Genomic DNA, 25,282 nt, shown 5'->3' on the forward strand with positions numbered 1-25,282 from the left:
AGATCATTAAATCGCAGCAATGTCTGACAGGCATTGCTGCGTCACCGTCATGCGCGCGGCGACGTGGGCGGGCTCCTTGCAGTCCATGTTCATCGCAAACACGGTCTGCGTGTTGCCCTTCTCGGCCCAGCCGACCATCCAGCCCAGGGACGGCTTGCCCTGCTCGGCGCCAAGCAAACCGCTCTTGGCGCGGATCGTGGCGTCGCCGACTTTCGTTACGGGGAGGATGTCGCGCACCAGCTCCTGGCTGCGCTTGCCGACCGGCAGCACGCCGCGCCGCAGCCGGTCGACGAAATCGATCTGCTGGACGGGATCGATGCGCAGATTGCCCGTCAGCCAGAATTGATCGATGCCGCCGCCGATGTCACGGTTGCCGTACTCGAACAGGTCGAGATATTTCTGCATCCGCTCTGCGCCGATGCGCCGGGCGATCTCCTGATAGACCGGCACCGCGGAGACCGCGATCGCGGAGCGCAGCGTGTGGTCCTGGTTCCAGGCCGCGATGCTGCGGGTCACCCCGTCCCACTTGAAGATATCCTTGTCCGGGTCCTCGACCACGCCGGTCTCCAGCGCAATCAGCGAATTCGGAATCTTGAAGGTGGAAGCCGGCAGCTTGTCCTCTCCCGAGCGGACCTTGTCGCTGGCGATCATCAGATAGTCATCGACCTTGTAGCCGACGAAGGTGCCGACCGTTCCCAGGTTGAAAAACCGTTTTGCCAGATCGTCGCGAAATTCGCTGCGCTGATAAGAGACATTGGCGAAGCTGCGCGAAGGCAAAAGGCTCGCGGCGGCAACAAGTCCGAGCGCATGGCGGCGATTGATCACGGGAGATATCCGAAACGATTGAGGGGAGCGGAGGAGGATGCGGATGGCATCGTGGTAAAACGATGACGCGAGCCGCCAAGATCTACCGAATCCGCCCCGACAGCCGCAGCACGAAGATCAGCACTTCCGCCACCGCCTTGTAGAGTTCTTCCGGGATTTCGTCGCCGATCTCGACATGCGACAGCGCGCCCGCCAGCACCTCGTTCTCCTCGATCGGGATGTCGTGGGCCTTGGCGAGTTCGATGATCTTGGCGCCGATGGTGCCCTTGCCCTTGGCGACGACGCGCGGCGCGCCTTTCTTGTCGTAGTGCAGCGCGACCGCGAGCTGATTGCGGACCTCGACGCTCATAGCGCGCGGTCCAGGAAATGTCCGGCTTTGGCGGGGGCGGCCTGCGGCGGCGCGCCGTCGCGGATCACGATCTCGCCGGGCTGCAGTTCGGCTCTGGTGAGCGCCTGGCTCAAATCCGCAGCACCCGCGCGCAGCTGCGCGGCGGTGGTCGGCCGCTCCGCCCACATCCGCACCGAGGTTTTTTCACCAACCAGTGACACCAGCGCATGGATCGGACCTGTCGGCTCGACATCGAGCGAGAACCGCGCGCGCCACACCCGCTTGGCGGCCTCGGCCTCGCCGGCAGCACCGTCGCGAGCAATCTCGAACTGCGCCATCGCCGTGCCCTGCGGCGTCACGAACGGAATTTCGAAATTCCAGCGCGGCGACGTCGCGTCGATCTTCGGGCCTGTAACATCGATGCGGTCCGGCAGCGAGGCGACCTGCAGCAGGGTCTGCCGCGCAATCGCGGCATCGGTGTCGTCGAGCAGATGATGCGCTGTGGTGGCAAGCGGCGCGTCCGGCGCGAGCGAGGGTAACGCGACCGGCTGCGCCGTCGGCGATGCGCCGCGAAACGGCGGCGGCGGCGTGTTGGTGTGAACAGTGACGTCGTCGCCGGGTGCCGCCTTCGACAGTGTTGCCGATCGCGCGGGAGTGCCGAGTTGCTGCAGTGCTTCCTGCAGCAGATTCATGGTCGCGCCCGCGCTCGGCCCGGAATTGAGGGCCTGGGCCAGCGCGCCCTGCAGGCCGCCGCGCGCTTGGGCAATTTCCTGAGCCACAGGTAGCCGCGCCTGCGGCAGCAGGATTTCGTGGACGTCGAGATCGGAAGTCCCAGAAGGCGCAAGGCTGGGTGCGGCATTCGGCAAACCGGCCTGTGCCGGCGCCGCTTTCATGGTCACCACTGCATCCGCGCCGAGCGCCGATTGCAACGTCTGTCGCAGCACGATCAGCGCGGCCTTCAGATCGGGCGCGCCTGACGATGGCACCGCGCCCGAGGCCAGCGACGCCTCGAGGAAAATACCGGACTTCTGGAACGCGGTCTTGATGTCGCCGCCGTCGAGATTCTGGTCGAGGCTGGTCTGTTGCGCCAATACCTGCGCAATCGCCGCTTGCAGTTTCGGCGGCAGGTTTGCGGATGATACCGCGGCGCCGAGATTGGCGAATAATGGCGCGAGACTATCCTGCTCGGTCGCCGCACTCTGCGCCGCGACCGACACCGCCGCGCGTTCCAGCGGCGTCAGGACGTTCTTTGAGGGTGCGACAATTGTCGGGCGGTTGGCCGCCGCATCGACCAGCGCCTGCGGCGACAGCGTGACGGCATCACCGGCGTCGCCGCCCTGCCCGACCAGCGCAAGCCTGATCCCGTCCTTGGTCTGCGACACGGCGAGTTGCAGCGACTGCCCCGCCTGCAGCGGAATTTCGGTGGCGACATCGATGGAGAGAGCGGCGATGGCGATCCGCACCAGATTGGCGTCGAGAACTTTCAGGACCTGCGCATTGACCACACTGCCCTGCGCCAGCACGAGCTCCGGCGCCACGCCGCCGACCTCTTGGGCGGCAAGCACCGGAAGCACCGAATTGTTGATAGAGATCGCCATGTCAGAGGTCTCGGCCAGGGCATCAGGCTACCCCGGCGTCGTAAACCTCTCGTTAACCGACCACCCGATTCAGGGCTTTCAGAATGGTGACCGCGGCGGTGAAATCGACCAGCCGGGCTGCCCTGCGGGCCGCGACCTCCTCGTCGAGGCCCCATTTCTCGATGTTCCAGTCCTCATCGACATGGGCGGCGGCCCAGACCTCATCGGCGTTGCGTACGCCGTGGAATAGCGCCAGCGCGAGCAGCGCCGAGCCCGTCAGTGTCGTCACCACATGCAGCGCCGCGACCGACCAGGGATCGGTCGGGAACACCGCACGTGCCGCCTGGATCGCGGGCTCCGGCTGGGTGACGTGCACGATCCCCTCGGCCAGCATGAAATGGGCGCCGAGTTCGCTCGCGGCCCAGAACACCACGGGATCCCAATGCGCGGCTTCCTTGGCGACCAGCGCTTCGGGATGGCCGGCGCGATAGAACAGCAAATCGGTGCCGAGATATTTTTCGACGTCGTCGGCGACGGCGTCCACGCGATCGACGACGCCTTCGCCGACGCTGTTGGCAAACCGCGTCAGCGGCATCGTCAGGGGATTGATGGTCTCGACCTGCGCATTCCACTCCGCAGCGATCGCCTCCGCGATAACAGCGTTGGGCGCGACGACATGGCGGCCGGAGGGCGTGCGGATCGGCTTGCCGTCGAGCGTGACGGTAAAGCCGCCATCCGCCTCGCCGACGCCGGCACTGGTGTAAAAGCGCTTGCGTTGTGGCACGCGCGTCGCGCGCCGCACCGCCTCTTCGGGGTCGAACGGAGACTGGCCGGCAACTTCATCGAATAATTCACGCATCCGCGCCTTATAGCGCTTTTGGGTGAAATGGACACCGGTTCACGCCAAAAAACGCTTCAATTCGAGCCGTGCGCAAGGCTTTCGCCTGATGTCATTTGCCGCCAAAATGGGCCCGGTGAAACAAAGAAAGGTCCGCGAGCCGTGAAACTCCTTGCTGCGATCCTGATTTCGATGGCTGTTCTCGCCGCCCTGCCCGCGCAAGCCGGGTTCCGCACGCCGGAATCCCTGGTCCGTAATGTCTACGCCTATTACGGCAAGGGCTCGTCAGACCTCTCGAAGGGATTGCCGCGCAGCGCCGAGATCGCGGAACAGTTTTTCGACCGCAGTCTGCGAAGCGCGTGGATCGCCCCGCGCGAGGCGCCGTACGATTTCATGGTGCAGAGCCCGAGCTGGAAAATCGGCCCGGTCTCGACAAAAATCCTGCGCACGGAATCGGGCAAGACCTATGTCACCGCCAGCTTCAACAATAACGGCCGCGCCGTCACGCTGAACTTCATCGCCGTCAAGGGGCCTGACGGCTGGGTGATTTCGGACATTGAAAGTCCGCAAGACTCACTGCGGCTGTTTCTCGCGCAGTTCAAGCGCTGAGATACCCTACTCCTCCGGCGCGTTCTCGATCGGATCGAAGCGGTCGGCCTCGAGGCCGAGCAGGTTCCAGGATTGCAGCATGTGCGGCGGCAACGGCGCGGTCGCGTCGATCACGCCGCCACGCGGATGCGGGATCACGATCCGGCGCGCCAAGAGATGCAGGCGGTTCTGGATGCCGCCCGGCAGGTCCCAGTTTTCCTTGTTGAAGTATTTTGGGTCGCCGACGATGGCATGGTCGATATGCGCCATATGCGCGCGCAATTGATGGGTTCGCCCGGTCACCGGTTTCAGCGACACCCAGGCGAGTTTTTGCGCCGAGGTCTCGACGACAGCATAGTAGGTCACCGCGTGGCTGGCGCCTTCGTCGCCGTGCTTGGCGATCCGCATGATGGTGTCGTCCTCGCTCTCTTCCTTGGCGAGATAGGTCGAGATGCGGCCCTGCTTCGGCTTCGGTACGCCCGCCACCATCGCCCAGTAGATTTTTCGCGCCGAGCGATGGCGGAACGAGCCGGTCAGCGCGGTGGCGGCAAAGCGCGTTTTTGCGATCAACAGACAGCCCGACGTTTCCCGGTCGAGCCGGTGCACCAGTCTTGGCTTTTGTCCCTTGGCGTCGCGCATCACTTCGAGCATGTCGTCGACATTGCGCGTGATGCCGGAGCCGCCCTGCACCGCAAGCCCCGCGGGCTTGTTCAGCACCATGACGTCGGCGTCCTCGAACAGGATCATGTCCTTGAGCGCCTGCAGCGTCTTGGTCGCGGCTTCCGAGAGCGTGCCGCCGACCTTCGGCGTATCGAGCTTGAGCGGCGGAATCCGGATGCTCTGCCCCTCCTCGATCCGGTCCTTGCTGTCGGCGCGCTTGCCGTTGACGCGCAGTTCGCCTTTACGGACGATGCGCTGGATGTGGGAGAACGAAAGGCCCGGGAAACGCGCCTCGAGGAAGCGGTCGACGCGCATGTTGTTCTCGTCCGCAGTTACGACCACGGTCTGGACCTTGGTCGGCAGCGGTGGCGGCTCGGCGACCACTTTCTCCGGCTCCGGAACGTAGGGCGCCGGTTTCTGCGCGCGGGGCGCCGCGGCCGCAAAACGCGCCGGCGGCTTGCCGCCCGGACGATGGGCCGGCCGCTCGGCTTTCGAGCCCCGATAGGGACGCGCGCCCTTGGGGCGGTCGCCCGCCGGGCGGAGAGGTTTTTTGACGCGACGGCTCATGATTTGGCTTGGCTCCGGATAAGGTCGTTGCCTAGCGCAAAAGCGGCGAATCGTCACGGTGAATCGGCCTGTTTCGGAGAATGTCGGACGAAAACCCGGCCGATCCGGCTTCAATTTCCGCTGCATTTGGCCTCGCGCCAGATCCATCTGATAGTGGTGTGGTGGGTCGCGCGCGGAAGCTTGTCCGCCTGGTCGGCGGCCAGACAGCCAGCGGCCGGATTATGGTTTGGAAGTAAGCTGGAGTTGCGAGATGAAATCGACGACATGGGCCGTGAAGCTGTTCCTGGCCGTGACCGCAGCCCTGTGGGCGGGTTCAACCCTCGCACAGCAGCCGGCGATGTCCGAAGATCTGGCGTGGAAGCTGCTGGAGCTCGGGCGCACCATTGACCCGCCCAAGACCGCCGCGCTCTACGCGCCGATGCAGCAGAAGGAGCCCTATGAGGGCGTCAAGACCGAGCGCGACGTCAAATACGGCGCGGCGGAGCGGCATCTGCTCGACGTCTTTACGCCGGACACCAGTTCACCCGCCCGACCGGTGCTGATCTTCATCCACGGCGGCGGCTTTGTTGCCGGCAACAAGCGCAATCCCGGCAGCCCCTTTTACGACAACATCATGCTGTGGGCGGTGAAGAACGGCTTCGTCGGCGTCAACGCCACCTACCGGCTGGCGCCGCAATTCGTCTATCCGGCCAGTGCCGAAGACCTTGCGTCCGTGGTGCAATGGGTGACCGAGAAAATCCGCGAGCGTGGCGGCGATCCTGATCGGATCTTCCTGATGGGGCAATCCGCCGGCGCGGTGCATGTCGCCAATTACGTATCGCATCCCGAGCTTCACAAGGTGAAGGGCGGCGGCATCGCCGGCGCGATCATGGTTTCCGGCATCTACGATCTGACGGCATCGCCGGTCGGCGACGCGGAGATCACCTATTTCGGTTCCGATCCCTCGCGCTATGCCGAACGGTCGTCGCTGCGAGGCCTGCTGGAGACAAAGATTCCATTGATGGCCACGGCCGCCGAACTCGATCCACCGCGATTCATTGAGCAATACGAATTGTTGAAACAGGCCACCTGCAAAAGCGCCGAGGGGTGCGCGCGCACCTTCATGCTGCCGCAGCACAGCCACATGTCGGAGGTCTACGCGATCAACACCGCGGATACGCGGCTAACCGACGAAATTCTGGAATTTGTGAAGACGGGGAAGTAGTGGAAGGGTACGACGACATTGGAGCTCGACGGCGCGCTCGTATTGTTACCGAACGTCGTCATGCCCGGCCTTGTGCCGGGCATCCACGTCTTGGCTTCCACTAAGCAAGAAAGACGTGGATGGCCGGGACAAGCCCGGCCATGACAAAAAAAGCGAGCTAGTTGTTGCATCACATAGCATTCAGAGTTTCGATAAAACTCCCGTAGAAGGCGATGAAAGTTTCGCCCATCGCTAAACCAAATTGATCGCCCTCCTCCGAGTAAACGATTGCGTATCCGTCTTTCTCAGTCTGCCTTTCTTCCAATATCAACCAAAGCTCCACGTTGATGCGATTCGTATCGCTTTCTCGCAGCTTTGTATCAAACCACGAATTGCGGAGGCTCTTACGTATCGGCGTCGACAGAAGACACTGCTTGAGGTTGACTCCGTGAAGATTCGACCGCGACCAGTCGCTGCCGATTTCGTCAAGGACCTTGCGTTTGACTTCAGCGGGCGACACAGGGAGCTTTCGTGAAGACGGGGAAGTAGCGGCGCACGTCACCTCTCGCTTGGGCTTCAGCGCGAGGTCGGAAACAGGCAACGCTCACTTGCACTGCGCGTCATTCCTCAACTTGTTGAGATCAACGGCCGCATTGCTCGACGGACGCTGTCTCATCGCCACGTCGGCCGCCGCGCAGGCGGCGTCGCGGTCGCCATTTTGCAGGCGGGCGTGGGCGAGATTGATCCAGGCGTCGCCGAAGTCCGGCGTGTCCTTGACCGCCTGCTCCAGCACCGGCTGAGCCTCCTTCGGGCGCTTGGCGACCAGCAGCACGCGGCCGTAGTCCGCATTCAGCATCTTCAACGGATTGGGCTGCTTCTGCGCAATCCGGAACAGCTCTTCGGCGTAGTCGAGGTCCTTGAAACGAATTTGCGCGATCGCCGCCAGGCCGTGATAGACGACGCTCTGTTCGGGAGCCACGAGATAGGCCTGGTTGAATCGCAGTGCAGCTTCGGGGTATTTGCCCGATCCAAGCGCCCGCCAACCGCGCTTCACCAGTTCGTCCAGGGCCTTCTCCTTGGTCCCGGCCGCCTGCACCAGCGCCTTGACGAACTTGTCGTCCTCATTCCGCTCCGCGTCGGTCTTGGCTGCGAAGCCAAAGAACGGCTGCTCCTTGCTCGGCGCCGCATAGGTACGCTTCGTCACCTGTATCCCCGGCGCAACTTCCACGGTGTCAGCCGACGCGGATTGCGCAAACCCCACTGCAAGAAGCGCGCACGCGAAAGCGAACAAGCCACGACACATCAGACCAGTCATTCAGCACTTCCCCCGCCGCGCTCGCGCCGCAGCTTCGCCCAATAGTCCAGCCGCTTGCGGATTTCGCGCTCGAAACCACGATCGGGCGGATCATAAAAAGTCTGGCGTCCCAGCGCTTCCGGGAAATAGTCCTGGCCGGAAAACGCATCGGGCGCATCGTGGTCGTATTCGTAGCCGGAACCGTAGCCTTCCGACTTCATCAGCTTGGTTGGCGAGTTGAGGATGTGTTTTGGCGGCAGCAGCGAGCCGCCCTCCTTCGCCGTGCGCATCGCCGCGCCAAACGCCTTGTAGGCGGCGTTCGATTTCGGGGCGGTGGCGAGATAGATCACGGCCTGCGCGATCGCCAGTTCGCCCTCGGGATGGCCGAGGAAATCATAGGCGTCCTTGGCGGCGTTGCAGATCACCAGCGCCTGCGGATCGGCAAGGCCAATGTCCTCCACCGCCATGCGCACCACCCGCCGCGCCAGAAACAGTGGATCCTCGCCGGCGTCCATCATGCGCGCGAGATAATACAGCGCCGCATCCGGATCGGAGCCGCGCACCGCCTTATGCAGCGCCGAGATCAAATTGTAGTGGCCGTCGGCGGATTTGTCGTAGATCGGCGCGCGGCGCTGCAGGATGTCCTGCAACTTCTCGGCGTTGAAGACTTCGCCTTTGCGCGCGGCGCGCCAGACTTCTTCGGCGAGCGTCAGCGCGGCGCGACCGTCGCCATCGGCCATCCGCACCAGCACGGCGCGGGCCTCGGCATCGAGCGGCAGCTTTTTACCCTCGATCTTTTCGGCATGGGCGTAGAGCTGTTCCACCGCCACCGCATCAAGTGAATGAAACACCAGCACGCGCGCCCGCGACAGCAGCGCCGCGTTGAGCTCGAACGAGGGGTTTTCGGTGGTGGCGCCGACCAGCACCACGGTGCCGTCTTCCATCACGGGCAGAAACGAATCCTGCTGCGCGCGGTTGAAGCGATGCACCTCGTCGACGAACAGCAGCGTGCCCTTGCCGGTCTCGCGGCGGCCGCGCGCGGCATCGAACACTTTCTTCAGGTCGGCGACGCCGGAAAATACCGCGGAGATCTGTTCGAAATGCAGTTCGGTGGCATCGGCGAGCAGCCGCGCCACGGTGGTCTTGCCGGTGCCGGGTGGCCCCCAAAACACCAGCGAGCCCAGCGTGCGCGTTTCCAGCATCCGCGTCAGCGCACCGTCGGGACCGAGGATGTGATCCTGGCCGACGACATCGGACAACGACTGCGGGCGCAGCCGGTCCGGCAGCGGACGCGGCGCGTCCTGCTCCATCCCTGCCGCGGCAAAGAGGTTGGCAGCTTCGCGTGGCTGCTTCGGGCTCATCCGCCGAGCGTCACGTTGATCTGCTGGCCGCCGCGCACCACGGTAATGCGCCAGATCCGCGCCGAGGTCTTTGAGGCTTTGTCGAGATCGCTGGTCTTGGCGATCTTCTGGCTATTGACCGCGAGGATGATGTCGCCCTTCTGGAAGCCGACGCCGGCGGCCGTTCCGCCATCGGCGAGATCGATCACGACGACGCCTTCGGTCGAGGCGTCCAGCCGCAGTTCATCGGCCACCGCCGGCGAGATGTTGGCGACCTTCGCGCCCTGGAACGGCGAGCGCGCGGTCAGCACGATCTCGTCGCGGTTGGTGTCAGGCGCGGTTTCCAATGGCACCGTCAGCTTCACGGTCTTGCCGGAGCGCTGCACGTCGATCTGCGCCGAACCACCCAACGGACGGGTGGCGAAGCGATAGTCGAACGCGTTGGGATCGTCGATCACCTGTCCGTCGATGGCCACGATCAGGTCGGACAGCTTCAATCCGGCGCGTGCTGCCGGGCTGTTCGCCGCGACGTTGGCGACCAGCGCACCGGTCGGCGATTTGAGCCCCAGCGTCTCCGCGATCTCGGGCGTCACCGCCTGCAATTTGGCGCCGAGATACGGGCGCTTCACCGCCTTGCCGCCACTCTTGGCGGAGGCCACGACCACGCGCACCATGTTGGCGGGAATCGCAAAGCCGATGCCCTGCGAGCCGCCGGAGCGCGAGAAAATCGCGGTGTTGATGCCCGCAAGCTTGCCGGTCATGTCCACCAGCGCGCCGCCGGAATTGCCGGGGTTGATCGCGGCATCGGTCTGGATAAAGAACTGGTAGTCGGTGATGCCGACTTGCGTGCGCGCCAGCGCCGAGATGATGCCCTGCGTCACGGTCTGGCCGACGCCAAAGGGATTGCCGATCGCGAGCACGACGTCGCCGACCAGCAATTCATCCGAATTGGCGAAGTCGATCGTCGTGAACTTCTCCTTGGAGTCCTTGATGCGCAGCACCGCCAGATCGGTGCGGCTGTCCTTCAGCACGATCTCGGCTTCGAATTCGCGCTTGTCGGCCAGCGAGATCTTGACCTGATCGGCGCCTTCGATGACGTGGTTGTTGGTGACGACGAGGCCGGAGGCGTCGACCATCACGCCCGAACCCAGCGAACGCTGCATCTGCTCGGGCTGCTGGCCGGGCACGCCGAAGAAGCGGCGGAAGATCGGATCGTCCAGCAAGGGATTGCGGTTCTGCACGGTCTTGGCGGCATAGACGTTGACCACCGCCGGCTGCACCCGCTGCACGATCGGCGCAAAGGATAGCCGCAACTCGGCTCCCGACGACGGCACGCGGCGGTCCTGCGCCAGCGCCGGCGTGGCAACGATCGCGGAAACCAGTAGCAGGGCAAGAGAGCGAATCAACATGCAGGAAATCCCGTAATTTGGTGCGTCAGATATAGATGCGAGGCGGCAACGAGAGAAGACAAAGCGGTCCACAACTACGCTGCGCGATCGGGCGTTTCGATGGTTTCCGGCGCGGGTCCACAGGACAGCCGGTCCCGATGGCTCTCCCCCCACGCCTTCAGCGTATCGATCACGGGGCGCAGGCTCTCGCCGAGCTCCGAGAGGGTATACTCGACCCGCGGCGGCACCTCGGCATAGACCTTGCGGACCACCAGTTTGTCATCCTCCAGCGCGCGCAGCTGCTTGGTCAGCATGCGCTGGGTAATGCCGGGCATCCGCCGCCGCAACTCCCCAAATCGCTGGGTACCGGTCTGCAGATGGAACAGGATCACGCCCTTCCACTTGCCGTCGATCAGGTCGAGGGTGGCTTCCACCGAGCAGCCGGGCCGATGAGCAAAATTCCGCCTTTTCATGCGTTATTTTCCAATAGTATCCAAATAGGGACTAGCTCCCCAATTTTACAGTACTTGCCAAATTGACGCCAGCGCGACAGGTAGGGCTACAGCGTTTTCAACCGAAGCATGCCCGCGGAATTGGTCCGTGGGTGGCGACCGGTTCGCGCCAGGAAAACACGTCAAATTTGGACCACCTGTTTTGGACAGTCAGGAGACAACAGCCATGAAGGCCGTCGGATACCAAAAATCGCTCCCGATCGAGGACGCGAATTCGCTGATCGATTTCGAGACCGCCAAGCCGGAGCCGAAAGGCCGCGACATCCGCGTCGCCGTGAAGGCGATCTCGGCCAACCCCGTCGATTACAAAGTGCGCAAGCGCGCCGCGCCGCCCGAAGGCGAGACCAAGATTTTGGGCTATGACGCGGCCGGTGTCGTCGATGCGGTCGGACCTGACGTGACGCTGTTCAGGCCGGGCGATGAAGTGTTCTACGCCGGTTCGATCCTGCGCCAGGGCACCAACTCGGAATTCCATCTGGTCGATGAACGCATCGTCGGCAAGAAGCCGAAGTCGCTCTCCTTTGCGCAGGCCGCCGCGCTGCCGCTGACCTCGATCACCGCGTGGGAGTTGTTGTTCGACCGCCTCGGCGCGGTGCCGGGCAAGAGCGTCGATCCGCGCACGCTATTGATTACCGGCGGCGCCGGGGGCGTCGGCTCGATCCTGATCCAGCTCGCGCGCCGCCTCACCGGCCTCACCGTGGTTGCCACCGCGACCCGGCCGGAATCACAAAAATGGTGCCTCGACCTCGGCGCGCATGCCGTGATCGATCATGGCAAGCCGATGAAGGAGCAAATCGAGCAGCTGAAAGTGCCGCCGGTCGGCCTCGTCGCCAGCCTCACCTACACCGATCAGCACTACAAGGGCATCGCCGACCTGATGGCGCCGCAGGGCAAGTTCGGCCTGATCGACGATCCCCCGGAATTCACCATGAGCGCGTTCAAGGGCAAGGCGATCTCGGTGCATTGGGAATCGATGTTCACGCGCTCGTCGTTCCAGACGCCGGACATGATCGCACAGCATCATCTCTTGAACGACGTCGCCGACCTCATCGACAAGGGCGTGCTGCGCACCACGCTCGACCAGACCTTTGGCAGCATCAACGCCGCCAACCTCAAACGCGCGCATGCGCTTTTGGAGAGCGGCAAGTCGCGCGGCAAGATCGTGCTGGAGGGTTGGTAGTTCGAGATTGCGTAGGGTGGGCAAAGGCGCACCAGCGCCGTGCCCACCCTCTATCCGGATCGTTGTCGTGAATGGTGGGGCCGCCTTCGCTCTTCGAGCTACACCGGACAAGTCGCTTTGCCCGCCCTACGAACTTCGGCGGCTACCCCGTCATTTCGCACCTGCGACAGAATGTAATTTCACGGAGCGTTGAGTTCCAATGCCCGGAGAAATCGACGATCCTCGCCAAGGCGGTGGATCGGCCGCGCTGAACAAACGTTCATCAATATTAAATCCGCGCGCAAACTCACTGGAAGTCCTTGGGTAAGCAACGAACTTCGACCTAGAATGTTTGGATTGCGTGTGATTTTTGGAAGGGAGTGGCCCATGAGGAAGGCAGTATTGGCTCTGACCGCCGCGGCGGTCCTGGGCTTGACGGCGATCGCGGCACCCTCGCCCGCGGAAGCGCGCTGGCGCGGCGGCGGATTTTTCCCGGGGATCGCTGGCGGATTGATCGCGGGCGCGGTGATCGGCGGAATTGCGTCGAACGCTTACGCCTACGGTCCGGGCTACGGGTATTACGGCCCAGGCTACGGGTACTATGGCGGCGGCTACGCGCCAGCGTATTACGGCGGCGGGTACGCGCCCGCCTATTATGGTGGCGGTTACGCACCGGCCTACTACGGCGGCTACTATGGCGGTCCCTATGTTCGCCGCGTATATCGTCCGGTCTACGCCTACGGTCCGCGCTACTACGGTCCACGGTACCATCGCGCTTACTACCGCCGCTGGTAGTTGCACTAAAAAGGGCCGCCCGAAATGGCGGCCCTTTTTGTCTTAGGCAGTTCGCGTTAGTCGGATATGCGACGCCGCGCCGTGCACACACGCCGGCGCCGCCTCACGCGATGGTTTGCACGATCCCGCCTTCGACACGGAGCGCGGCGCCGTTGGTGGCGGAGGCCTCCTTCGAGCTGACATAGACCACCATGTTGGCGATCTCCTGAACGCTGGCAAAGCGCTGCAGCAGCGAGGTCGGGCGATGCTGTTTCACGAAGCTGGAAGCCGCCTCTTCCACCGACTGGCCATTCTGCTTTGCCAGATCCCTGACGAAGGTCTCGACGCCCTCCGACATCGTCGGCCCCGGCAATACCGAGTTGACCGTCACCGCGGTGCCACGGGTCAGCTCCGCAAGGCCCCGCGCAACCGCAAGCTGCGCGGTCTTGGTCATGCCGTAATGGATCATCTCCTTTGGAATGTTCAACCCGGATTCCGAGGAAATGAAAACGATGCGGCCCCAATTGCGCGTCAACATGCCCGGCATATAGGCGCGCGACAGCCGCACCCCCGACATCACATTGACCTCGTAGAAGCGGCTCCAGTCCTCGTCGGGAATATCGAAGAAGCCCTTGGGCTCGAATATCCCGGCATTGTTGATCAGGATGTCGACGCTGGGCAGCGCGGCCAGCAGCGCCTTGCATCCCGCAGCGGTCGATACATCGGCGGCCACGCCGTGGACCTTGGCGCCGGGAACGGCCTTGGTGATCGCCCCTGACGCGGCATCGACCTTGGCTTGCGAGCGTCCATTGACGACCACGCTGGCGCCGGTCGCGGCGAGGCTCTTGGCGATAGCGTGTCCGATGCCGGCGGTCGAGCCCGTCACCAGCGCGGTTTTTCCCGAAAGATCGATGTTCACTGGATATCTCCCTTCATTGATGACGGAGATATCGGAAGCGGCGGGCGCAGCCGCAATCGCTGGTCACCTGCAGGTGATGCCAAAAAAAAGCGGCGCCCGGAGGCGCCGCTTTTGGAAACTGATCTCGGAAAACCTTACGCCGCTTCGGCGGACTTTTCCTGCACCGGGCCGGAGTCCTTGCCCTTGGCGTCGACGTCGCGGTCGACGAATTCGATCACGGCCATCGGAGCGTTGTCGCCGTAGCGGAAGCCGGCCTTGATGATGCGGGTATAGCCGCCCTGACGGTCCTTGTAGCGGGACGCCAGCACGTCGAACAGCTTGCGGACCTGATCCTTGTCGCGCATTTCGCTGATCGCCTGGCGGCGCATCGCGAGACCGCCCTTCTTGCCGAGCGTGACGAGCTTCTCGACGATCGGGCGCAATTCCTTGGCCTTCGGCAGCGTGGTGACGATCTGCTCGTGCTTGATCAGCGCCGCGCACATGTTGGCGAACATCGCTTTCCGATGCTCGGCGGTGCGGTTGAGCTTCCGGTGAACCTTGCCGTGACGCATGTTGAATTCCTCAATACTTATTCTGTCGCGACGGTTCGTCGGACTTGTTGCTCAGGTGGGCCGCCTGCGTTCGCCCAAAATGCAATGGCCGCGCTTTCGCCCGGCCATCGCGGTCATTGCTAAATCAATAGTGGTCTTCGAAGCGCTTGGCGAGCTCGTCGATGTTCTCCGGCGGCCAGCCCGGCACTTCCATGCCGAGATGCAGACCCATCTGGGCCAGCACTTCCTTGATCTCGTTCAGCGACTTGCGGCCGAAGTTCGGGGTACGGAGCATTTCCGCTTCCGACTTCTGCACGAGGTCGCCGATGTAGACGATGTTGTCGTTCTTCAGGCAGTTTGCCGAACGCACCGACAACTCCAGCTCGTCGACCTTCTTGAGGAACGCCGGGTTGAACGCGAGATCGGGGATGATCTCCTGCGCCACTTCCTTGCGCGGCTCTTCAAAGTTCACGAACACGTTGAGCTGATCCTGCAGGATGCGGGCGGCATAGGCCACCGAGTCTTCCGGCGTGATCGCACCATTGGTTTCGATCGTCATGGTCAGCTTGTCGTAGTCGAGGATCTGGCCCTCGCGGGTGTTCTCGACCTTGTAGGAGACCTTGCGGACCGGCGAGAACAGGCTGTCGACCGGGATCAGGCCGATCGGCGCGTCCTCGGGGCGGTTACGCTCGGCGGCGACATAGCCCTTGCCGGCAGCGACCGTGAATTCCATACGGATTTCTGCGCCCTCGTCCAGCGTGCAGATCTGCAGGTCAGGATTGAGCACCACGACGTCGCCGACGGTCTGGATGTCGCCGGCGGTGACGACGCCCGGGCCCTGCTTCTTCACGACCATGCGCTTGGGGCCTTCGCCCTGCATCTTGATCGAGATGTCCTTGATGTTGAGCACGATGTCGGTGACGTCTTCGCGAACGCCCGCGATCGAGGAGAACTCGTGCAGCACGCCGTCGATGTGCACCGACTGCACCGCTGCACCCTGCAGCGACGACAGCAGGATGCGGCGCAGCGCGTTACCGAGGGTCTGGCCGAAGCCGCGCTCGAGGGGTTCTGCAACAACGGTCGCAAACCGGGCCGCATCGGTGCCCGGCGTTACCTGCAGCTTGTTCGGTCGGATAAGTTCTTGCCAATTTTTCTGGATCGTCACTGTGTCACCCATGTGTCAGTCCTTTGGGCCAGTCGTGCCCGCAACTGACGTTGGAGATCGCGGATCAGCCCGCGGCTGTCGAAATTCCAAGGCAATCGCGCGGCGGATAAATCCGCCCGCGACCAAATATCAAACGCGCCGGCGCTTGCGCGGACGGCAACCATTGTGCGGGATCGTCGTCACGTCGCGAATCGATGTGACGGTGAAGCCCGCCGCCTGCAGCGCGCGAAGCGCCGACTCACGGCCCGAACCAGGGCCCGCAACTTCCACTTCCAGCGTGCGCATACCGTGTTCCTGCGCCTTCTTGGAAACGTCTTCGGCCGCGACCTGCGCGGCATAGGGGGTCGACTTGCGCGAACCCTTGAAGCCCATCGTGCCGGCCGACGACCAGGCAATGGTGTTGCCCTGCGCGTCGGTGATGGTGATGGTCGTGTTGTTGAACGACGAATTCACATGCGCGATGCCGGAGGCGATGTTCTTGCGTTCGCGGCGGCGAATGCGGGTGGCTTCCTTGCCCATTCCAAAACCTTTCCTGTGATCTCAAACGCCGCCGTAGTGCCAGCGGCTACACCTAAAACGCGAAAAGCAGACGGTGAGGAGCGAATGGAAATTCGCCGCCTCGCGTCAGCTGTTCGCGAGCTTATTTCTTCTTGCCGGCAATCGACTTGGCCGGGCCCTTGCGCGTGCGCGCATTGGTGTGGGTGCGCTGGCCGCGCACCGGCAGGCCGCGGCGATGACGCAGGCCGCGATAGCAGCCGAGGTCCATCAGACGCTTGATGTTGATGCCGACTTCACGACGAAGATCGCCCTCGACCAGATAGTCGCGGTCGATGACTTCGCGGATCTGCAGAACTTCCTGGTCGCTGAGCTGGCTGACGCGGCGCTCGGCGGGAATCTTCACCTTCTCGATGATCTCGGCCGCGTTCTTCTGGCCGATGCCATGGATGTACTGGAGCGCGATCAAGACGCGCTTGTTGGTCGGGATATTCACGCCGGCAATACGGGCCACGGACTTCTCTCCTGTCACCGATCCCTCGCGGACCGGGCTATGTTCTTGCTAACTCGGGCAGGTGTCCGCAAACGCGAACACGACGCCCGTCCCCTCAGATTCTTTGGGGCCCGGCATCGTCTGAAACTATCCGACTTGGATGCGGGGCTTATTAAAGGATTCCACTCGGTTTCGTCAACCGTCTCTATCGTTTAGCTCGCTTTTTCGTGACCTTTTTCACGGCCTTTTTGGCGGGCTTCTTGACCGCCTTTTTGGCCGTTTTCTTGGCAGTTTTCCTGGTCGCCTTTTTGGCCTTTTTTGCCCCCTTGGAGGCCGATTTGGCGGCCTTTGGAGCCGATTTGGCGGCCTTCTTGGCTGTTTTGGCAGGCTTTTTGCCAGATGGCTTGGCGGTCTTCCTGGCGCCTGCCTTGGCCTGTTTGGCCGGGGCTGAAGCCTTGACCGGCTTGGGTTCCACCGCGCCGATCGCAGACAGGATCCGGTTAATTTCCCGCGTGACGTGCTCGATGGTCATCATGCCGTCGACCGTGAGCAGCTTCCGCCGCTCCGAATAATAGTGAATCAGCGGCTCGGTCAGGGTCCGGTAGCTCGCCAGCCGCTTCGACAACACCTCAGGGGTGTCGTCGATTCGCACTTCCTCGCCCCTCGCCCGCATCTCGGCGACGCGACTCTCGACGCGGTCGAGCAGCGCGCTCTCGTTGACGCGCAGCTCGATCACGGCGTCGAGCTTGATGTGCTTCTTCTTCAGCAGTTCATCGAGGGCCGCGGCCTGCGGCACCGTGCGGGGAAAGCCGTCGAGGATGAACCCGTTCTTCATGTCGGGCTGGTCGAGGCGGTCGGAGATGATCCCGATCACGATTTCATCCGGCACCAGCGACCCGCTCGCCATGATGTCCTTGGCCTGCAGGCCGATCGGCGTCTGGGCGGCCACCGCAGCGCGCAGCATCTCGCCGGTGGAGAGCTGGATCAGGTCGTGTTTGTGGACCAGCCGTTGCGCCTGGGTCCCCTTGCCCGCACCCGGCGGCCCCAAAAGGATCAATCTCATGACAATTCGCCCCCCGGCTTGGTGAGCGAATGCCCGCGCACCTGCGTTTTGATATCAAGGATAGTGCAAACCACAATCAGCGCCGACCCACCACCAAAAAGAAAGGGCAGCTTACCGTAAGCCACCAGGGCTTCCGGAATCAGCGACACGGCCACGAGGTAGACGGCTCCGACGAAGGTCGTCAACGTCACGACGCGATCGAGATGGTCGGCGGTGGGTTCGCCCGGCGCCACGTCTGTAATCGCGCCGCCCCGCTTGTGCAAGACCTCGGCGATGCGCGCGGGATCAAGCACATAGGCGGTATAGATGAAAGCCAGCACGAAGACCGCAATGGATCCGAGGATCATGTGGACCGGCCGGGCGAACTGGATGTGGTCGTAGGCGACGGCGAGCGTCGGTGTCTGGCCGAAGGCCAGGGTCGCAAGCACCAGCGGAAGATAGAAAATCCACGGTGTCACGGTGGCCGGGATCAGGAACCCGGCGCTGTTGATCTTGATCGGCAGCACCGAGGAGCGCGCGGGAAGCAGGCGTGTTCCGGCCTGGCGCGCGGCATATTGCACGGGCACGTTCCGCCGCGCGCCTTCGACGAGCACGATGACAGCGACCCCCACGACCGCGAGGATGGCCAGCAACAGCAGAAGGCTGCCGGAGATCGCACCCTGTCCCAGCAGTTGGAAGGTGGCGGAAATATCCGCCGGAAGCGAAACGATGATGCCGACGAACAGAAGCAGCGCGAGCCCGTTGCCGATCCCGCGGCGGGTGATTTGTTCGCTGAGCCAGACCAGGAAGAACACGCCGCCCACCATCGTTGCAGTGGCCGACAGCAGGAACCAGCCGCCGGGCTCGGTGACGAGGCCGGGAACGTCCTGAAGACCGGACGCGACGCCGAAGGCCTGGAATGTCGCAAGCAGCAGCGTCAGGATGAGCGTGAAGCGGGCAATCTTGCGGCGGCCGGCCTCACCCGATCGTTCGAGCGCGCTCAGCCTGCCCCACACCACAGCGACAAGCTGGATGACGATCGCGACACTCAGATAGGGAATGATGAAGAGCGCGAAAATCGAAATGCGGGCGGCCGCGCCCGATGAAACCAGCAGGCCGGCCTGCATCTGTGGCGAGAGGCCCGCAAGCGGGATATGAGTGCCGAGCCGGAAGATGAGCAGCGCGCCGATCGTGATCGCGATCCGGCGCGGCAGCTCAGATTTCATCGACGGCGGCCCTTGAGCTTGGACTTGCGGATCAGCCCTTCATACTGATGGGCGAGCAGATAGCCCTGCACCTGCGCCACCGTATCCATCGTCACGCTGACGACGATCAGAAGCGAGGTTCCGCCAAAGTAGAACGGCACCGCGGCATAGGAGATCAGAACTTCGGGAATCAGGCAGACGATGGCGAGATAGATCGCGCCGAGCACCGTCACGCGCGACAACACGTAGTCGATATATTCGGCGGTACGCTCGCCCGGACGGATGCCGGGGATGAAGCCGCCATGCTTCTTCAGATTGTCCGCGGTCTCGGTCGGATTAAACACGATCGCGGTATAGAAGAACGCGAAGAACACGATCAGCGCGAGATAACAGAACAGGAATAGCGGACGGCCGTGGCTGAGCTGGGTGTTGAGCCACTGGAACCATTCCGGACCCTTGCCGGCGTTGAAGTTGGCAACCGTGGTCGGCAGCAACAGCAGCGACGAGGCGAAAATCGGCGGGATCACGCCCGAGGTGTTGAGCTTGAGTGGCAGATGCGAGGACTGGCCCTCGAACATCTTGTTGCCGACCTGGCGCTTCGGATACTGGATCAGGAGCCGCCGCTGGGCGCGTTCCATGAACACGATGAAGGCGATCACGACGACCGCCATCACGATCACGACCAGGATCAGGGCGGTCGACAGCGCACCCTGACGGCCGAGTTCGAGCATGTTGGCGAGCGCCGAGGGCAACTCGGCGACGATGCCGGCCAGGATGATCAGCGAAATACCGTTGCCGATGCCGCGCGAGGTGATCTGCTCGCCGAGCCACATCAGGAACATGGTGCCGCCGGTCAGCGTGATCGCGGTAGAGATCAGGAAGAACGGCCCAGGCTCGCTGACGACGTTACCGGCGCCCTGCAGGCCGACGGCGATACCGTAGGACTGGAACGCGGCGAGGATCACCGTGAGATAGCGGGTATACTGGTTCAGCGTCTTGCGGCCGGCCTCGCCTTCCTTCTTCAGCGCCTCGAGCTGCGGCGAAACCGTGGTCAGAAGCTGGATGATGATGGACGCCGAGATATACGGCATGATGTTCAGGGCGAAGATCGCCATGCGGTTGATACCGCCGCCGGCGAACATGTTGAACATGCCGAGAATACCGCCGGCCTGCGACTTGAACACCTGCTCCCAGGCGGCGGGATCGATGCCGGGCAGCGGAATGTAGGTGCCGAGCCGATAAACAAGCAGCGCACCCAGTGTGAACCAGATGCGCTTCTTCAGTTCGTCGGCTTTGCCGAGCGCAGAGAAATTGAGGTTTGCCGCAAGTTGTTCTGCTGCTGAGACCATGTCTAGGCTTTCTCCCGCCGTCCCTCACGCCGTGGGCCCCGAGCGGGGCCATCGGCAGACGCCGGACATTATTTGGTGCTCGGCTTCGATAAGTCCATCGTTCAATCGGCGGATTGCCCGCGCTCGGCGGGCAATGACGCAGATGTTACGCCGCCTCGCCTTCTTCCTTCTTGGCCGGAGCCAGAACCTTCACCGTGCCGCCGGCCTTTTCGACCGCCGCGATCGCGGATTTCGAGGCGCCATGCACCTCGATGGCGAGCTTGGCCTTGATCTCGCCGCGGCCGAGCAGACGCAGGCCGTCCTTGGCGCGGCGCAGCACGCCTGCCTTCACCAGCGATTCGGCGGTGATGGTTTCCTTGGTGTCGACCAGCTTGGCATCGATCGCGTCCTGCAGGCGGTCGAGATTGATCTCGGCGAAGTCGAGCTTGAAGATGTTGTTGAAGCCGCGCTTCGGCAGGCGCCGATGCAGCGGCATCTGGCCGCCCTCGAAGCCCTTGATGCGCACGCCCGAACGCGCAGTCTGGCCCTTGCCGCCGCGGCCCGCAGTCTTGCCCTTGCCTGAACCGATGCCACGGCCGACGCGCATGCGCTTCTTGCGCGAGCCGGCGTTGTCGGCGATATCGCTGAGCTTCATCGCGAAATTCCCTTATCTATGGAGCATGATCTTGACCGAAAACCGGTCCCCACTTTTCGGGATCATGCTCCTCCCTGTCTTGCTTACTCGCCGACGACGCGGACGAGATGTTGAACCTTGCTGATCATGCCGCGAACTTCAGGCGTATCCTGCAGCTCGGAAACCCGGCCGATCTTGTTGAGCTTGAGGCCGATCAGCGTCGCACGCTGCGAGTGGTGGCGGCGGATTGCACTGCCAGTCTGCTCGACCTTGATCATCTTTGCGGCCTTGGCCATCGTCTTGACTCCGAACGGCGCGGGAAGCTGCGCCTGATTGTTTATTCAGCCACCACTTCGGCATCGCCACCGACGCGGCGCGACTGCAGCGTGGACACCTTGATGTTGCGGCGTGCCGCCACCGAACGCGGCGAATCCTGATGCTTCAGCGCGTCGAAGGTTGCGCGAACCATGTTGTAGGGGTTCGACGAGCCGATCGACTTCGCCACCACGTCCTGGATGCCGAGCGTTTCGAACACCGCGCGCATCGGACCGCCCGCGATGATGCCGGTACCGGCCGGGGCTGCGCGCAGATAGACGCGGCCCGCACCGTGACGGCCGGCGATATCGTGATGCAGCGTGCGGCCTTCGCGCAGAGCAACGCGCGTCAGGTTACGCTTCGCCGATTCCGTCGCCTTGCGGATCGCCTCGGGAACTTCGCGCGCCTTGCCGTGACCGAAACCGACCCGACCCTTCTGGTCGCCGATCACGACCAGCGCCGCAAAGCCGAAGCGCTTGCCGCCCTTGACGACCTTCGCCACGCGATTGATGTGGACCAGCTTGTCGACGAACTCGCTGTCGCGCTCTTCGCGATCCCTGCTCCGTTCGCGTCCGCCGCGTTCGCGTTCACCTGCCATGGTGTTTTCCAATCTCAGGGAGCCTAACGCCCCTGTCCTTAATCTTGGTTCAAAACCGGTTGTTAGAAGCTCAATCCGCTTTCGCGGGCCGCATCGGCGAGCGCCTTGACGCGCCCGTGATACAGATACTGACCGCGATCGAATATCACTTCCTTGACGCCCTTCTGCACGGCGCGTTCCGCCAGCAGCTTGCCGACGGCCTTGGCCGCATCGATGTTGGCGCCCGTGTTGCCGCTCTCGCGCATCGTCTTTTCCAGCGACGACGCGGAAGCCAGCGTCTCGCCCTTCAGGTCGTCGATGACCTGGGCATAGATGTGCTTCGACGAGCGGAACACCGACAGACGCGGACGTCCATTGGCGGAGCGGCGCAGTGAATTCCTCACACGCTGCTTGCGCCGGGCATTTGTAACTTTCAGTGACATGGCCGGCTCCGTTACTTCTTCTTGCCTTCCTTGCGGAAGATGAATTCGTTGGCGTACTTCACGCCCTTGCCCTTGTAGGGCTCCGGCGGACGATAGGCGCGGATTTCGGCCGCAACCTGACCGACGCGCTGGGAATCATTGCCCGTGATCGTGATCTCGGTCGGCTTCGGCACCGCGATGGTGATGCCATCCGGGATCGCGTAGACGACGTCGTGGCTGTAGCCGAGCGCGAGCTGCAGGTTCTTGCCCTGCAGCGCGGCGCGGTAGCCGACGCCGGTGATCTCGAGCTTCTTCTCGAAACCCTTGGTGACGCCCTCGACCAGGTTTGCGACCTGCGCGCGCGCGGTGCCGTACATGGCCTGCGCCCGGTTGGTTTCGAGCTTCGGCGCGACCTTGACCGCGCCGTCCTCGAACTTCACCTCGACGTCGTCATGCACGACGAACTGAAGCTGGCCCTTCGGCCCCTTCATCTTGACGGTCTGCCCCTCGACGGTCGCCGTCACACCGGACGGGATCGGCACGGGCCGTTTGCCAACACGTGACATGCTAGAATCCTTCCTCAGAACACCGTGAAGAGAACTTCGCCGCCCACGTTCGCTTCACGCGCTTCGTGGTCAGCCATGATTCCCTTCGGTGTCGACAAGACCGAAATACCGAGACCGTTGTTGACGCGCGGCAGGTTCTTCACCGAGGCGTAAACCCGACGGCCTGGCTTGGACACCCGCTCGATTTCGCGAATGACCGGCTCGCCATCGAAATATTTCAGTTCGATCTCGAGTTCGCTGCGGCCGGACGAATGCTCTACGCTGGCGTAGCCGCGGATGTAACCCTCGGACTTCAGCACTTCGAGCACGTTGGCGCGCATCTTCGAGCCCGGGGTCGAAACCTTGGACTTGGAGCGCATCTGCGCGTTGCGGATGCGGGTGATGAGATCGCTGATCGGATCGTGCGTAGACATCTGACGACCCTCCCTTACCAGCTCGACTTCACGAGCCCGGGAACCAGGCCCTTGGAGCCGAGTTCACGCAGCGCGATGCGGCTGAGCTTGTTCTTGCGATAGACCGAGCGCGGACGGCCGGTGAGTTCGCAGCGGTTGCGGATGCGCGTCGCCGACGAGTTGCGCGGCATCTCGGCAAGCTTCAGCGTCGCCGCGAAGCGCTCTTCCATCGGCTTGGTCTTGTCGGCGATGATCGCCTTCAGCTTCGCGCGCTGGGGGGCGGCGTTCTTGGTCATCCGCTTGCGCCGGTTGTTCTTCTCGATTGAACTCTTCTTTGCCATGCTTGGCTCCTGGGTTTCCGCGTTTGAGAGGCTTTAACTGCGTCTCACTGCCGGAACGGGAAATTGAAAGCGGTCAACAAGGCACGCGCCTCGTCGTCGGTCTGCGCCGTGGTGCAAACCGTGATGTCCATGCCGCGGGCTTCCGAAACCTTGTCGAAGTCGATTTCGGGGAAAATGATGTGCTCCTTGAGGCCGAGCGAATAATTGCCGCGGCCGTCGAAGCTCTTCGGATTGAGGCCGCGGAAGTCGCGCACGCGCGGCAGCGCCACGTTCACTAGGCGGTCGATGAACTCGTACATCTTGGCCTTGCGCAGCGTGACCTTGCAGCCGATCGGCTGGTTTTCACGCAGCTTGAAGGTCGCGATCGCGACGCGCGAATAGGTCACGATCGCCTTCTGGCCGGCGATCAGCGACAGGTCGCCAGCCGCGGTCTCGGCCTTTTTGCGGTCGTTGACGGCATCGCCGACGCCCATGTTGAGGACGACCTTGTCAAGACGCGGCACCTGCATGACGTTGGCATAGCCGAACTGTTCAGTCAGCTTGCTGCGGATGCTCTTGTCATACTCCACGCGCAGGCGCGGCACATAAGCGGTTTCAGCCATCGATCTCTGCTCCCGAGCTCTTGGCAATGCGTACCTTCTTGCCATCAGCCTGAATCTTGAAGCCCACGCGGGTCGGTTTGCCGTCCTTGCCGACATACGCGATGTTGGACAGGTGGATCGGCGCCTCCTTGGAGATGATGCCGCCTTCCTGGGACTGGGTCTGCTTCTGGTGACGCTTCACCAGGTTGACGCCGCGCACGAGAGCCTTGTTCTCGTCGGGACGGACCTCGAATACTTCGCCGGTACGGCCCTTGTCGCGGCCGTTCAGCACGATGACCTTGTCACCCTTGCGGATCTTGGCAGCCATCACAGCACCTCCGGCGCAAGTGAAATGATCTTCATGTGGTTCTTGGCGCGCAGCTCGCGCGGCACGGGCCCGAAGATACGGGTGCCGACCGGCTCCGACTGATTGTTGATCAGCACGGCGGCGTTGCGGTCGAAGCGGATGACCGAGCCGTCGGCGCGGCGGATGTCCTTGCGGACACGCACCACGACAGCCTTCATCACGTCGCCCTTCTTCACCTTGCCGCGCGGAATCGCTTCCTTGATCGACACAACGATAACATCGCCCACGGTGGCATAGCGGCGCTTGGAGCCCCCAAGCACCTTGATGCACATGACACGGCGTGCGCCTGAATTATCGGCCACGTCGAGGTTGGTCTGCATCTGAATCATTGATGCACCTCGTCCTCTTTCTGATGCGCTGAAACGCGCTTAAAATTTCCCAAAACCGGTCAGGCTAGGCCCGACCCGCTTCAGGCCGTTTTCTTCTGTTCGCCCCGGACAACCGTCCAGCGCTTCAACTTCGAGATCGGCTTGCTCTCCTCGATCCACACCATGTCGCCCGGCTTGAACTCGTTGTTCTCGTCGTGCGCGTGGTAGTTCTTGGAGCGGCGGATCGTCTTCTTGTAGATCGGGTGGGTGAAGCGGCGGTCGACGCGCACCACGATCGTCTTGGCTTGCTTGTCGCTCACGACCACGCCCTGAAGGGTTCGTTTCGGCATATCCGGCCTCTTACTTCTTCTTCGCGCGCGCTTGCGCGGCGATGGTCTTGATGCGGGCGATATCGCGGCGAGCTTCACGCAGCCGCGTGGTGTTCTCCAGCTGCCCGGTGGCGCGCTGGAAACGCAGGTTGAAACGCTCTTTCTTCAGGTTGAGGACGGCGTCCTCCCTCTGATCGTCGCTCATCGCGCGAATGTCGGCGGTTTTCATCTCGGCCATGA

At 63.0% G+C, this 25,282-nt stretch carries 34 protein-coding genes; 4 read left to right on the forward strand and 30 right to left on the reverse strand.

Translation table 11 applies throughout. From position 1 onward, the window contains the following. Positions 1–6 precede the first annotated feature (6 nt). From blaOXA to ABIE49_RS04940, 4 genes are all read right to left on the reverse strand, one after another. Complete coding sequence (gene blaOXA, locus ABIE49_RS04925; RefSeq protein WP_192733833.1) at positions 7–825, reverse strand: class D beta-lactamase; 819 nt, start codon at positions 823–825, stop codon at positions 7–9. An 82-nt stretch (positions 826–907) separates the two neighbouring features. Further along, positions 908–1,174, reverse strand: a complete 267-nt coding sequence (locus ABIE49_RS04930; protein ID WP_192733834.1) for an EscU/YscU/HrcU family type III secretion system export apparatus switch protein — start codon at positions 1,172–1,174, stop codon at positions 908–910. Further along, positions 1,171–2,751 (reverse strand): flagellar hook-length control protein FliK, encoded by a 1,581-nt coding sequence (gene fliK, locus ABIE49_RS04935; RefSeq protein ID WP_192733835.1) that lies wholly within the window; start codon positions 2,749–2,751, stop codon positions 1,171–1,173. Before fliK ends, ABIE49_RS04930 begins: the two co-directional genes overlap by 4 nt. 52 nt (positions 2,752–2,803) lie before the next feature. Then, positions 2,804–3,589, reverse strand: coding sequence for an ATP12 family chaperone protein (locus tag ABIE49_RS04940; protein ID WP_192733836.1), 786 nt, complete (start codon positions 3,587–3,589; stop codon positions 2,804–2,806). A gap of 141 nt (positions 3,590–3,730) precedes the next feature. Between ABIE49_RS04940 and ABIE49_RS04945 the strand changes: the two genes are divergently transcribed. Then, on the forward strand, positions 3,731–4,177 hold the full coding sequence (locus ABIE49_RS04945; protein ID WP_354066600.1) for a hypothetical protein: 447 nt from the start codon (positions 3,731–3,733) through the stop codon (positions 4,175–4,177). A 6-nt stretch (positions 4,178–4,183) separates the two neighbouring features. Here the strand turns inward: ABIE49_RS04945 and ABIE49_RS04950 are convergent, their stop codons facing one another. Next, on the reverse strand, positions 4,184–5,383 hold the full coding sequence (locus tag ABIE49_RS04950; protein ID WP_192733837.1) for an RluA family pseudouridine synthase: 1,200 nt from the start codon (positions 5,381–5,383) through the stop codon (positions 4,184–4,186). Positions 5,384–5,633: 250 nt separating this feature from the next. On the opposite strand from ABIE49_RS04950, the gene ABIE49_RS04955 reads away from it, so the two are divergent. Further along, positions 5,634–6,587 carry an alpha/beta hydrolase gene (locus ABIE49_RS04955; protein WP_192733838.1) on the forward strand — a complete coding sequence of 318 codons (954 nt, stop codon included), beginning with the start codon at positions 5,634–5,636 and terminating at the stop codon, positions 6,585–6,587. A 169-nt stretch (positions 6,588–6,756) separates the two neighbouring features. Here the strand turns inward: ABIE49_RS04955 and ABIE49_RS04960 are convergent, their stop codons facing one another. The 5 genes from ABIE49_RS04960 to ABIE49_RS04980 all read right to left on the reverse strand — a co-directional run bounded on the left by ABIE49_RS04960 (position 6,757) and on the right by ABIE49_RS04980 (position 11,061). Next, positions 6,757–7,086: a hypothetical protein gene (locus tag ABIE49_RS04960; protein ID WP_210337078.1), complete on the reverse strand. Its 330-nt coding sequence runs from the start codon at positions 7,084–7,086 to the stop codon at positions 6,757–6,759. Positions 7,087–7,170: 84 nt separating this feature from the next. After that, complete coding sequence (locus ABIE49_RS04965; protein WP_354066601.1) at positions 7,171–7,770, reverse strand: tetratricopeptide repeat protein; 600 nt, start codon at positions 7,768–7,770, stop codon at positions 7,171–7,173. A 107-nt stretch (positions 7,771–7,877) separates the two neighbouring features. Beyond that, complete coding sequence (locus ABIE49_RS04970) at positions 7,878–9,221, reverse strand: replication-associated recombination protein A (protein WP_192733840.1); 1,344 nt, start codon at positions 9,219–9,221, stop codon at positions 7,878–7,880. Further along, a complete protein-coding gene (locus ABIE49_RS04975; RefSeq protein ID WP_192733841.1) occupies positions 9,218–10,609 on the reverse strand; it encodes a DegQ family serine endoprotease in 1,392 nt (463 codons plus the stop codon). Before ABIE49_RS04975 ends, ABIE49_RS04970 begins: the two co-directional genes overlap by 4 nt. 74 nt (positions 10,610–10,683) lie before the next feature. Beyond that, the gene (locus ABIE49_RS04980) at positions 10,684–11,061 is read right to left on the reverse strand and encodes a winged helix-turn-helix transcriptional regulator (RefSeq protein ID WP_192733842.1); all 378 of its coding nucleotides are present in this window, start codon (positions 11,059–11,061) and stop codon (positions 10,684–10,686) included. 205 nt (positions 11,062–11,266) lie between these two features. Between ABIE49_RS04980 and ABIE49_RS04985 the strand changes: the two genes are divergently transcribed. Then, positions 11,267–12,280: a zinc-binding alcohol dehydrogenase family protein gene (locus tag ABIE49_RS04985; RefSeq protein WP_192733843.1), complete on the forward strand. Its 1,014-nt coding sequence runs from the start codon at positions 11,267–11,269 to the stop codon at positions 12,278–12,280. A 366-nt stretch (positions 12,281–12,646) separates the two neighbouring features. Further along, positions 12,647–13,054 carry a hypothetical protein gene (locus tag ABIE49_RS04990; protein WP_192733844.1) on the forward strand — a complete coding sequence of 136 codons (408 nt, stop codon included), beginning with the start codon at positions 12,647–12,649 and terminating at the stop codon, positions 13,052–13,054. A 103-nt stretch (positions 13,055–13,157) separates the two neighbouring features. Here ABIE49_RS04990 and ABIE49_RS04995 read toward each other — a convergent pair whose 3' ends face one another. From ABIE49_RS04995 to rpmC, 20 genes are all read right to left on the reverse strand, one after another. After that, complete coding sequence (locus tag ABIE49_RS04995; RefSeq protein WP_192733845.1) at positions 13,158–13,952, reverse strand: SDR family NAD(P)-dependent oxidoreductase; 795 nt, start codon at positions 13,950–13,952, stop codon at positions 13,158–13,160. A gap of 134 nt (positions 13,953–14,086) precedes the next feature. After that, positions 14,087–14,503, reverse strand: a complete 417-nt coding sequence (rplQ, locus tag ABIE49_RS05000; RefSeq protein WP_192733846.1) for a 50S ribosomal protein L17 — start codon at positions 14,501–14,503, stop codon at positions 14,087–14,089. A 124-nt stretch (positions 14,504–14,627) separates the two neighbouring features. Next, complete coding sequence (locus ABIE49_RS05005; RefSeq protein ID WP_192733847.1) at positions 14,628–15,659, reverse strand: DNA-directed RNA polymerase subunit alpha; 1,032 nt, start codon at positions 15,657–15,659, stop codon at positions 14,628–14,630. 117 nt (positions 15,660–15,776) lie between these two features. Beyond that, complete coding sequence (gene rpsK, locus ABIE49_RS05010; RefSeq protein WP_192733848.1) at positions 15,777–16,166, reverse strand: 30S ribosomal protein S11; 390 nt, start codon at positions 16,164–16,166, stop codon at positions 15,777–15,779. A gap of 121 nt (positions 16,167–16,287) precedes the next feature. Next, a complete protein-coding gene (gene rpsM / locus ABIE49_RS05015; protein ID WP_192733849.1) occupies positions 16,288–16,656 on the reverse strand; it encodes a 30S ribosomal protein S13 in 369 nt (122 codons plus the stop codon). A 184-nt stretch (positions 16,657–16,840) separates the two neighbouring features. Continuing rightward, entirely contained in the window at positions 16,841–17,698 is an 858-nt protein-coding gene (locus ABIE49_RS05020) for an adenylate kinase (protein ID WP_192733850.1), read from the reverse strand. Beyond that, positions 17,695–18,804, reverse strand: a complete 1,110-nt coding sequence (locus tag ABIE49_RS05025; RefSeq protein WP_354066602.1) for a preprotein translocase subunit SecY — start codon at positions 18,802–18,804, stop codon at positions 17,695–17,697. Before ABIE49_RS05025 ends, ABIE49_RS05020 begins: the two co-directional genes overlap by 4 nt. Positions 18,805–18,899: 95 nt before the next feature. Continuing rightward, positions 18,900–20,231, reverse strand: a complete 1,332-nt coding sequence (gene secY, locus ABIE49_RS05030) for a preprotein translocase subunit SecY (RefSeq protein ID WP_192733852.1) — start codon at positions 20,229–20,231, stop codon at positions 18,900–18,902. 145 nt (positions 20,232–20,376) lie between these two features. Next, entirely contained in the window at positions 20,377–20,865 is a 489-nt protein-coding gene (rplO, locus tag ABIE49_RS05035; protein ID WP_192733853.1) for a 50S ribosomal protein L15, read from the reverse strand. 83 nt (positions 20,866–20,948) lie between these two features. Further along, positions 20,949–21,140, reverse strand: a complete 192-nt coding sequence (gene rpmD, locus ABIE49_RS05040; RefSeq protein ID WP_192733854.1) for a 50S ribosomal protein L30 — start codon at positions 21,138–21,140, stop codon at positions 20,949–20,951. Between the two features lie 41 nt (positions 21,141–21,181). Continuing rightward, positions 21,182–21,757: a 30S ribosomal protein S5 gene (gene rpsE, locus ABIE49_RS05045; RefSeq protein WP_028349043.1), complete on the reverse strand. Its 576-nt coding sequence runs from the start codon at positions 21,755–21,757 to the stop codon at positions 21,182–21,184. Between the two features lie 62 nt (positions 21,758–21,819). Then, positions 21,820–22,179, reverse strand: a complete 360-nt coding sequence (gene rplR, locus ABIE49_RS05050) for a 50S ribosomal protein L18 (protein WP_192733855.1) — start codon at positions 22,177–22,179, stop codon at positions 21,820–21,822. 11 nt (positions 22,180–22,190) lie between these two features. Continuing rightward, positions 22,191–22,724: a 50S ribosomal protein L6 gene (rplF, locus tag ABIE49_RS05055; protein ID WP_192733856.1), complete on the reverse strand. Its 534-nt coding sequence runs from the start codon at positions 22,722–22,724 to the stop codon at positions 22,191–22,193. A gap of 14 nt (positions 22,725–22,738) precedes the next feature. Then, a complete protein-coding gene (rpsH, locus tag ABIE49_RS05060; RefSeq protein WP_192733857.1) occupies positions 22,739–23,137 on the reverse strand; it encodes a 30S ribosomal protein S8 in 399 nt (132 codons plus the stop codon). Positions 23,138–23,151: 14 nt separating this feature from the next. Then, complete coding sequence (gene rpsN, locus ABIE49_RS05065) at positions 23,152–23,457, reverse strand: 30S ribosomal protein S14 (protein WP_192733858.1); 306 nt, start codon at positions 23,455–23,457, stop codon at positions 23,152–23,154. Between the two features lie 44 nt (positions 23,458–23,501). Continuing rightward, complete coding sequence (gene rplE, locus ABIE49_RS05070) at positions 23,502–24,059, reverse strand: 50S ribosomal protein L5 (protein ID WP_192733859.1); 558 nt, start codon at positions 24,057–24,059, stop codon at positions 23,502–23,504. Then, entirely contained in the window at positions 24,052–24,366 is a 315-nt protein-coding gene (rplX, locus tag ABIE49_RS05075; protein WP_192733860.1) for a 50S ribosomal protein L24, read from the reverse strand. The genes rplE and rplX overlap by 8 nt, the downstream gene beginning before the upstream one ends. Then, positions 24,366–24,734, reverse strand: a complete 369-nt coding sequence (rplN, locus tag ABIE49_RS05080; RefSeq protein WP_011473865.1) for a 50S ribosomal protein L14 — start codon at positions 24,732–24,734, stop codon at positions 24,366–24,368. The genes rplX and rplN overlap by 1 nt, the downstream gene beginning before the upstream one ends. An 80-nt stretch (positions 24,735–24,814) precedes the next feature. After that, the gene (gene rpsQ / locus ABIE49_RS05085) at positions 24,815–25,063 is read right to left on the reverse strand and encodes a 30S ribosomal protein S17 (protein WP_192733861.1); all 249 of its coding nucleotides are present in this window, start codon (positions 25,061–25,063) and stop codon (positions 24,815–24,817) included. Positions 25,064–25,073: 10 nt separating this feature from the next. Further along, positions 25,074–25,280 carry a 50S ribosomal protein L29 gene (gene rpmC, locus ABIE49_RS05090; RefSeq protein WP_192733862.1) on the reverse strand — a complete coding sequence of 69 codons (207 nt, stop codon included), beginning with the start codon at positions 25,278–25,280 and terminating at the stop codon, positions 25,074–25,076. Positions 25,281–25,282: the final 2 nt, after the last annotated feature.

The organism is Bradyrhizobium sp. OAE829, from assembly GCF_040546575.1.
In the GTDB taxonomy this organism is placed as follows: domain Bacteria; phylum Pseudomonadota; class Alphaproteobacteria; order Rhizobiales; family Xanthobacteraceae; genus Bradyrhizobium.

Excerpts from the sequence above, each read along its gene's own strand:
- ABIE49_RS04930 (WP_192733834.1), bottom strand. The coding sequence starts at position 1,174 with ATGAGCGTCGAGGTCCGCAATCAGCTCGCGGTCGCGCTGCACTACGAC.
- fliK (WP_192733835.1), bottom strand. The coding sequence starts at position 2,751 with ATGGCGATCTCTATCAACAATTCGGTGCTTCCGGTGCTTGCCGCCCAA.
- ABIE49_RS04940 (WP_192733836.1), bottom strand. The coding sequence starts at position 3,589 with ATGCGTGAATTATTCGATGAAGTTGCCGGCCAGTCTCCGTTCGACCCC.
- ABIE49_RS04950 (WP_192733837.1), bottom strand. The coding sequence starts at position 5,383 with ATGAGCCGTCGCGTCAAAAAACCTCTCCGCCCGGCGGGCGACCGCCCC.
- ABIE49_RS04955 (WP_192733838.1), top strand. The coding sequence starts at position 5,634 with ATGAAATCGACGACATGGGCCGTGAAGCTGTTCCTGGCCGTGACCGCA.
- ABIE49_RS04970 (WP_192733840.1), bottom strand. The coding sequence starts at position 9,221 with ATGAGCCCGAAGCAGCCACGCGAAGCTGCCAACCTCTTTGCCGCGGCA.
- ABIE49_RS04975 (WP_192733841.1), bottom strand. The coding sequence starts at position 10,609 with ATGTTGATTCGCTCTCTTGCCCTGCTACTGGTTTCCGCGATCGTTGCC.
- ABIE49_RS04980 (WP_192733842.1), bottom strand. The coding sequence starts at position 11,061 with ATGAAAAGGCGGAATTTTGCTCATCGGCCCGGCTGCTCGGTGGAAGCC.
- ABIE49_RS04985 (WP_192733843.1), top strand. The coding sequence starts at position 11,267 with ATGAAGGCCGTCGGATACCAAAAATCGCTCCCGATCGAGGACGCGAAT.
- ABIE49_RS04990 (WP_192733844.1), top strand. The coding sequence starts at position 12,647 with ATGAGGAAGGCAGTATTGGCTCTGACCGCCGCGGCGGTCCTGGGCTTG.
- rplQ (WP_192733846.1), bottom strand. The coding sequence starts at position 14,503 with ATGCGTCACGGCAAGGTTCACCGGAAGCTCAACCGCACCGCCGAGCAT.
- ABIE49_RS05005 (WP_192733847.1), bottom strand. The coding sequence starts at position 15,659 with ATGGGTGACACAGTGACGATCCAGAAAAATTGGCAAGAACTTATCCGA.
- rpsK (WP_192733848.1), bottom strand. The coding sequence starts at position 16,166 with ATGGGCAAGGAAGCCACCCGCATTCGCCGCCGCGAACGCAAGAACATC.
- ABIE49_RS05020 (WP_192733850.1), bottom strand. The coding sequence starts at position 17,698 with ATGAGATTGATCCTTTTGGGGCCGCCGGGTGCGGGCAAGGGGACCCAG.
- ABIE49_RS05025 (WP_354066602.1), bottom strand. The coding sequence starts at position 18,804 with ATGCAGGCCGGCCTGCTGGTTTCATCGGGCGCGGCCGCCCGCATTTCG.
- secY (WP_192733852.1), bottom strand. The coding sequence starts at position 20,231 with ATGGTCTCAGCAGCAGAACAACTTGCGGCAAACCTCAATTTCTCTGCG.
- rplO (WP_192733853.1), bottom strand. The coding sequence starts at position 20,865 with ATGAAGCTCAGCGATATCGCCGACAACGCCGGCTCGCGCAAGAAGCGC.
- rpmD (WP_192733854.1), bottom strand. The coding sequence starts at position 21,140 with ATGGCCAAGGCCGCAAAGATGATCAAGGTCGAGCAGACTGGCAGTGCA.
- rpsE (WP_028349043.1), bottom strand. The coding sequence starts at position 21,757 with ATGGCAGGTGAACGCGAACGCGGCGGACGCGAACGGAGCAGGGATCGC.
- rplR (WP_192733855.1), bottom strand. The coding sequence starts at position 22,179 with ATGTCACTGAAAGTTACAAATGCCCGGCGCAAGCAGCGTGTGAGGAAT.
- rplF (WP_192733856.1), bottom strand. The coding sequence starts at position 22,724 with ATGTCACGTGTTGGCAAACGGCCCGTGCCGATCCCGTCCGGTGTGACG.
- rpsH (WP_192733857.1), bottom strand. The coding sequence starts at position 23,137 with ATGTCTACGCACGATCCGATCAGCGATCTCATCACCCGCATCCGCAAC.
- rpsN (WP_192733858.1), bottom strand. The coding sequence starts at position 23,457 with ATGGCAAAGAAGAGTTCAATCGAGAAGAACAACCGGCGCAAGCGGATG.
- rplE (WP_192733859.1), bottom strand. The coding sequence starts at position 24,059 with ATGGCTGAAACCGCTTATGTGCCGCGCCTGCGCGTGGAGTATGACAAG.
- rplX (WP_192733860.1), bottom strand. The coding sequence starts at position 24,366 with ATGGCTGCCAAGATCCGCAAGGGTGACAAGGTCATCGTGCTGAACGGC.
- rplN (WP_011473865.1), bottom strand. The coding sequence starts at position 24,734 with ATGATTCAGATGCAGACCAACCTCGACGTGGCCGATAATTCAGGCGCA.
- rpsQ (WP_192733861.1), bottom strand. The coding sequence starts at position 25,063 with ATGCCGAAACGAACCCTTCAGGGCGTGGTCGTGAGCGACAAGCAAGCC.
- rpmC (WP_192733862.1), bottom strand. The coding sequence starts at position 25,280 with ATGGCCGAGATGAAAACCGCCGACATTCGCGCGATGAGCGACGATCAG.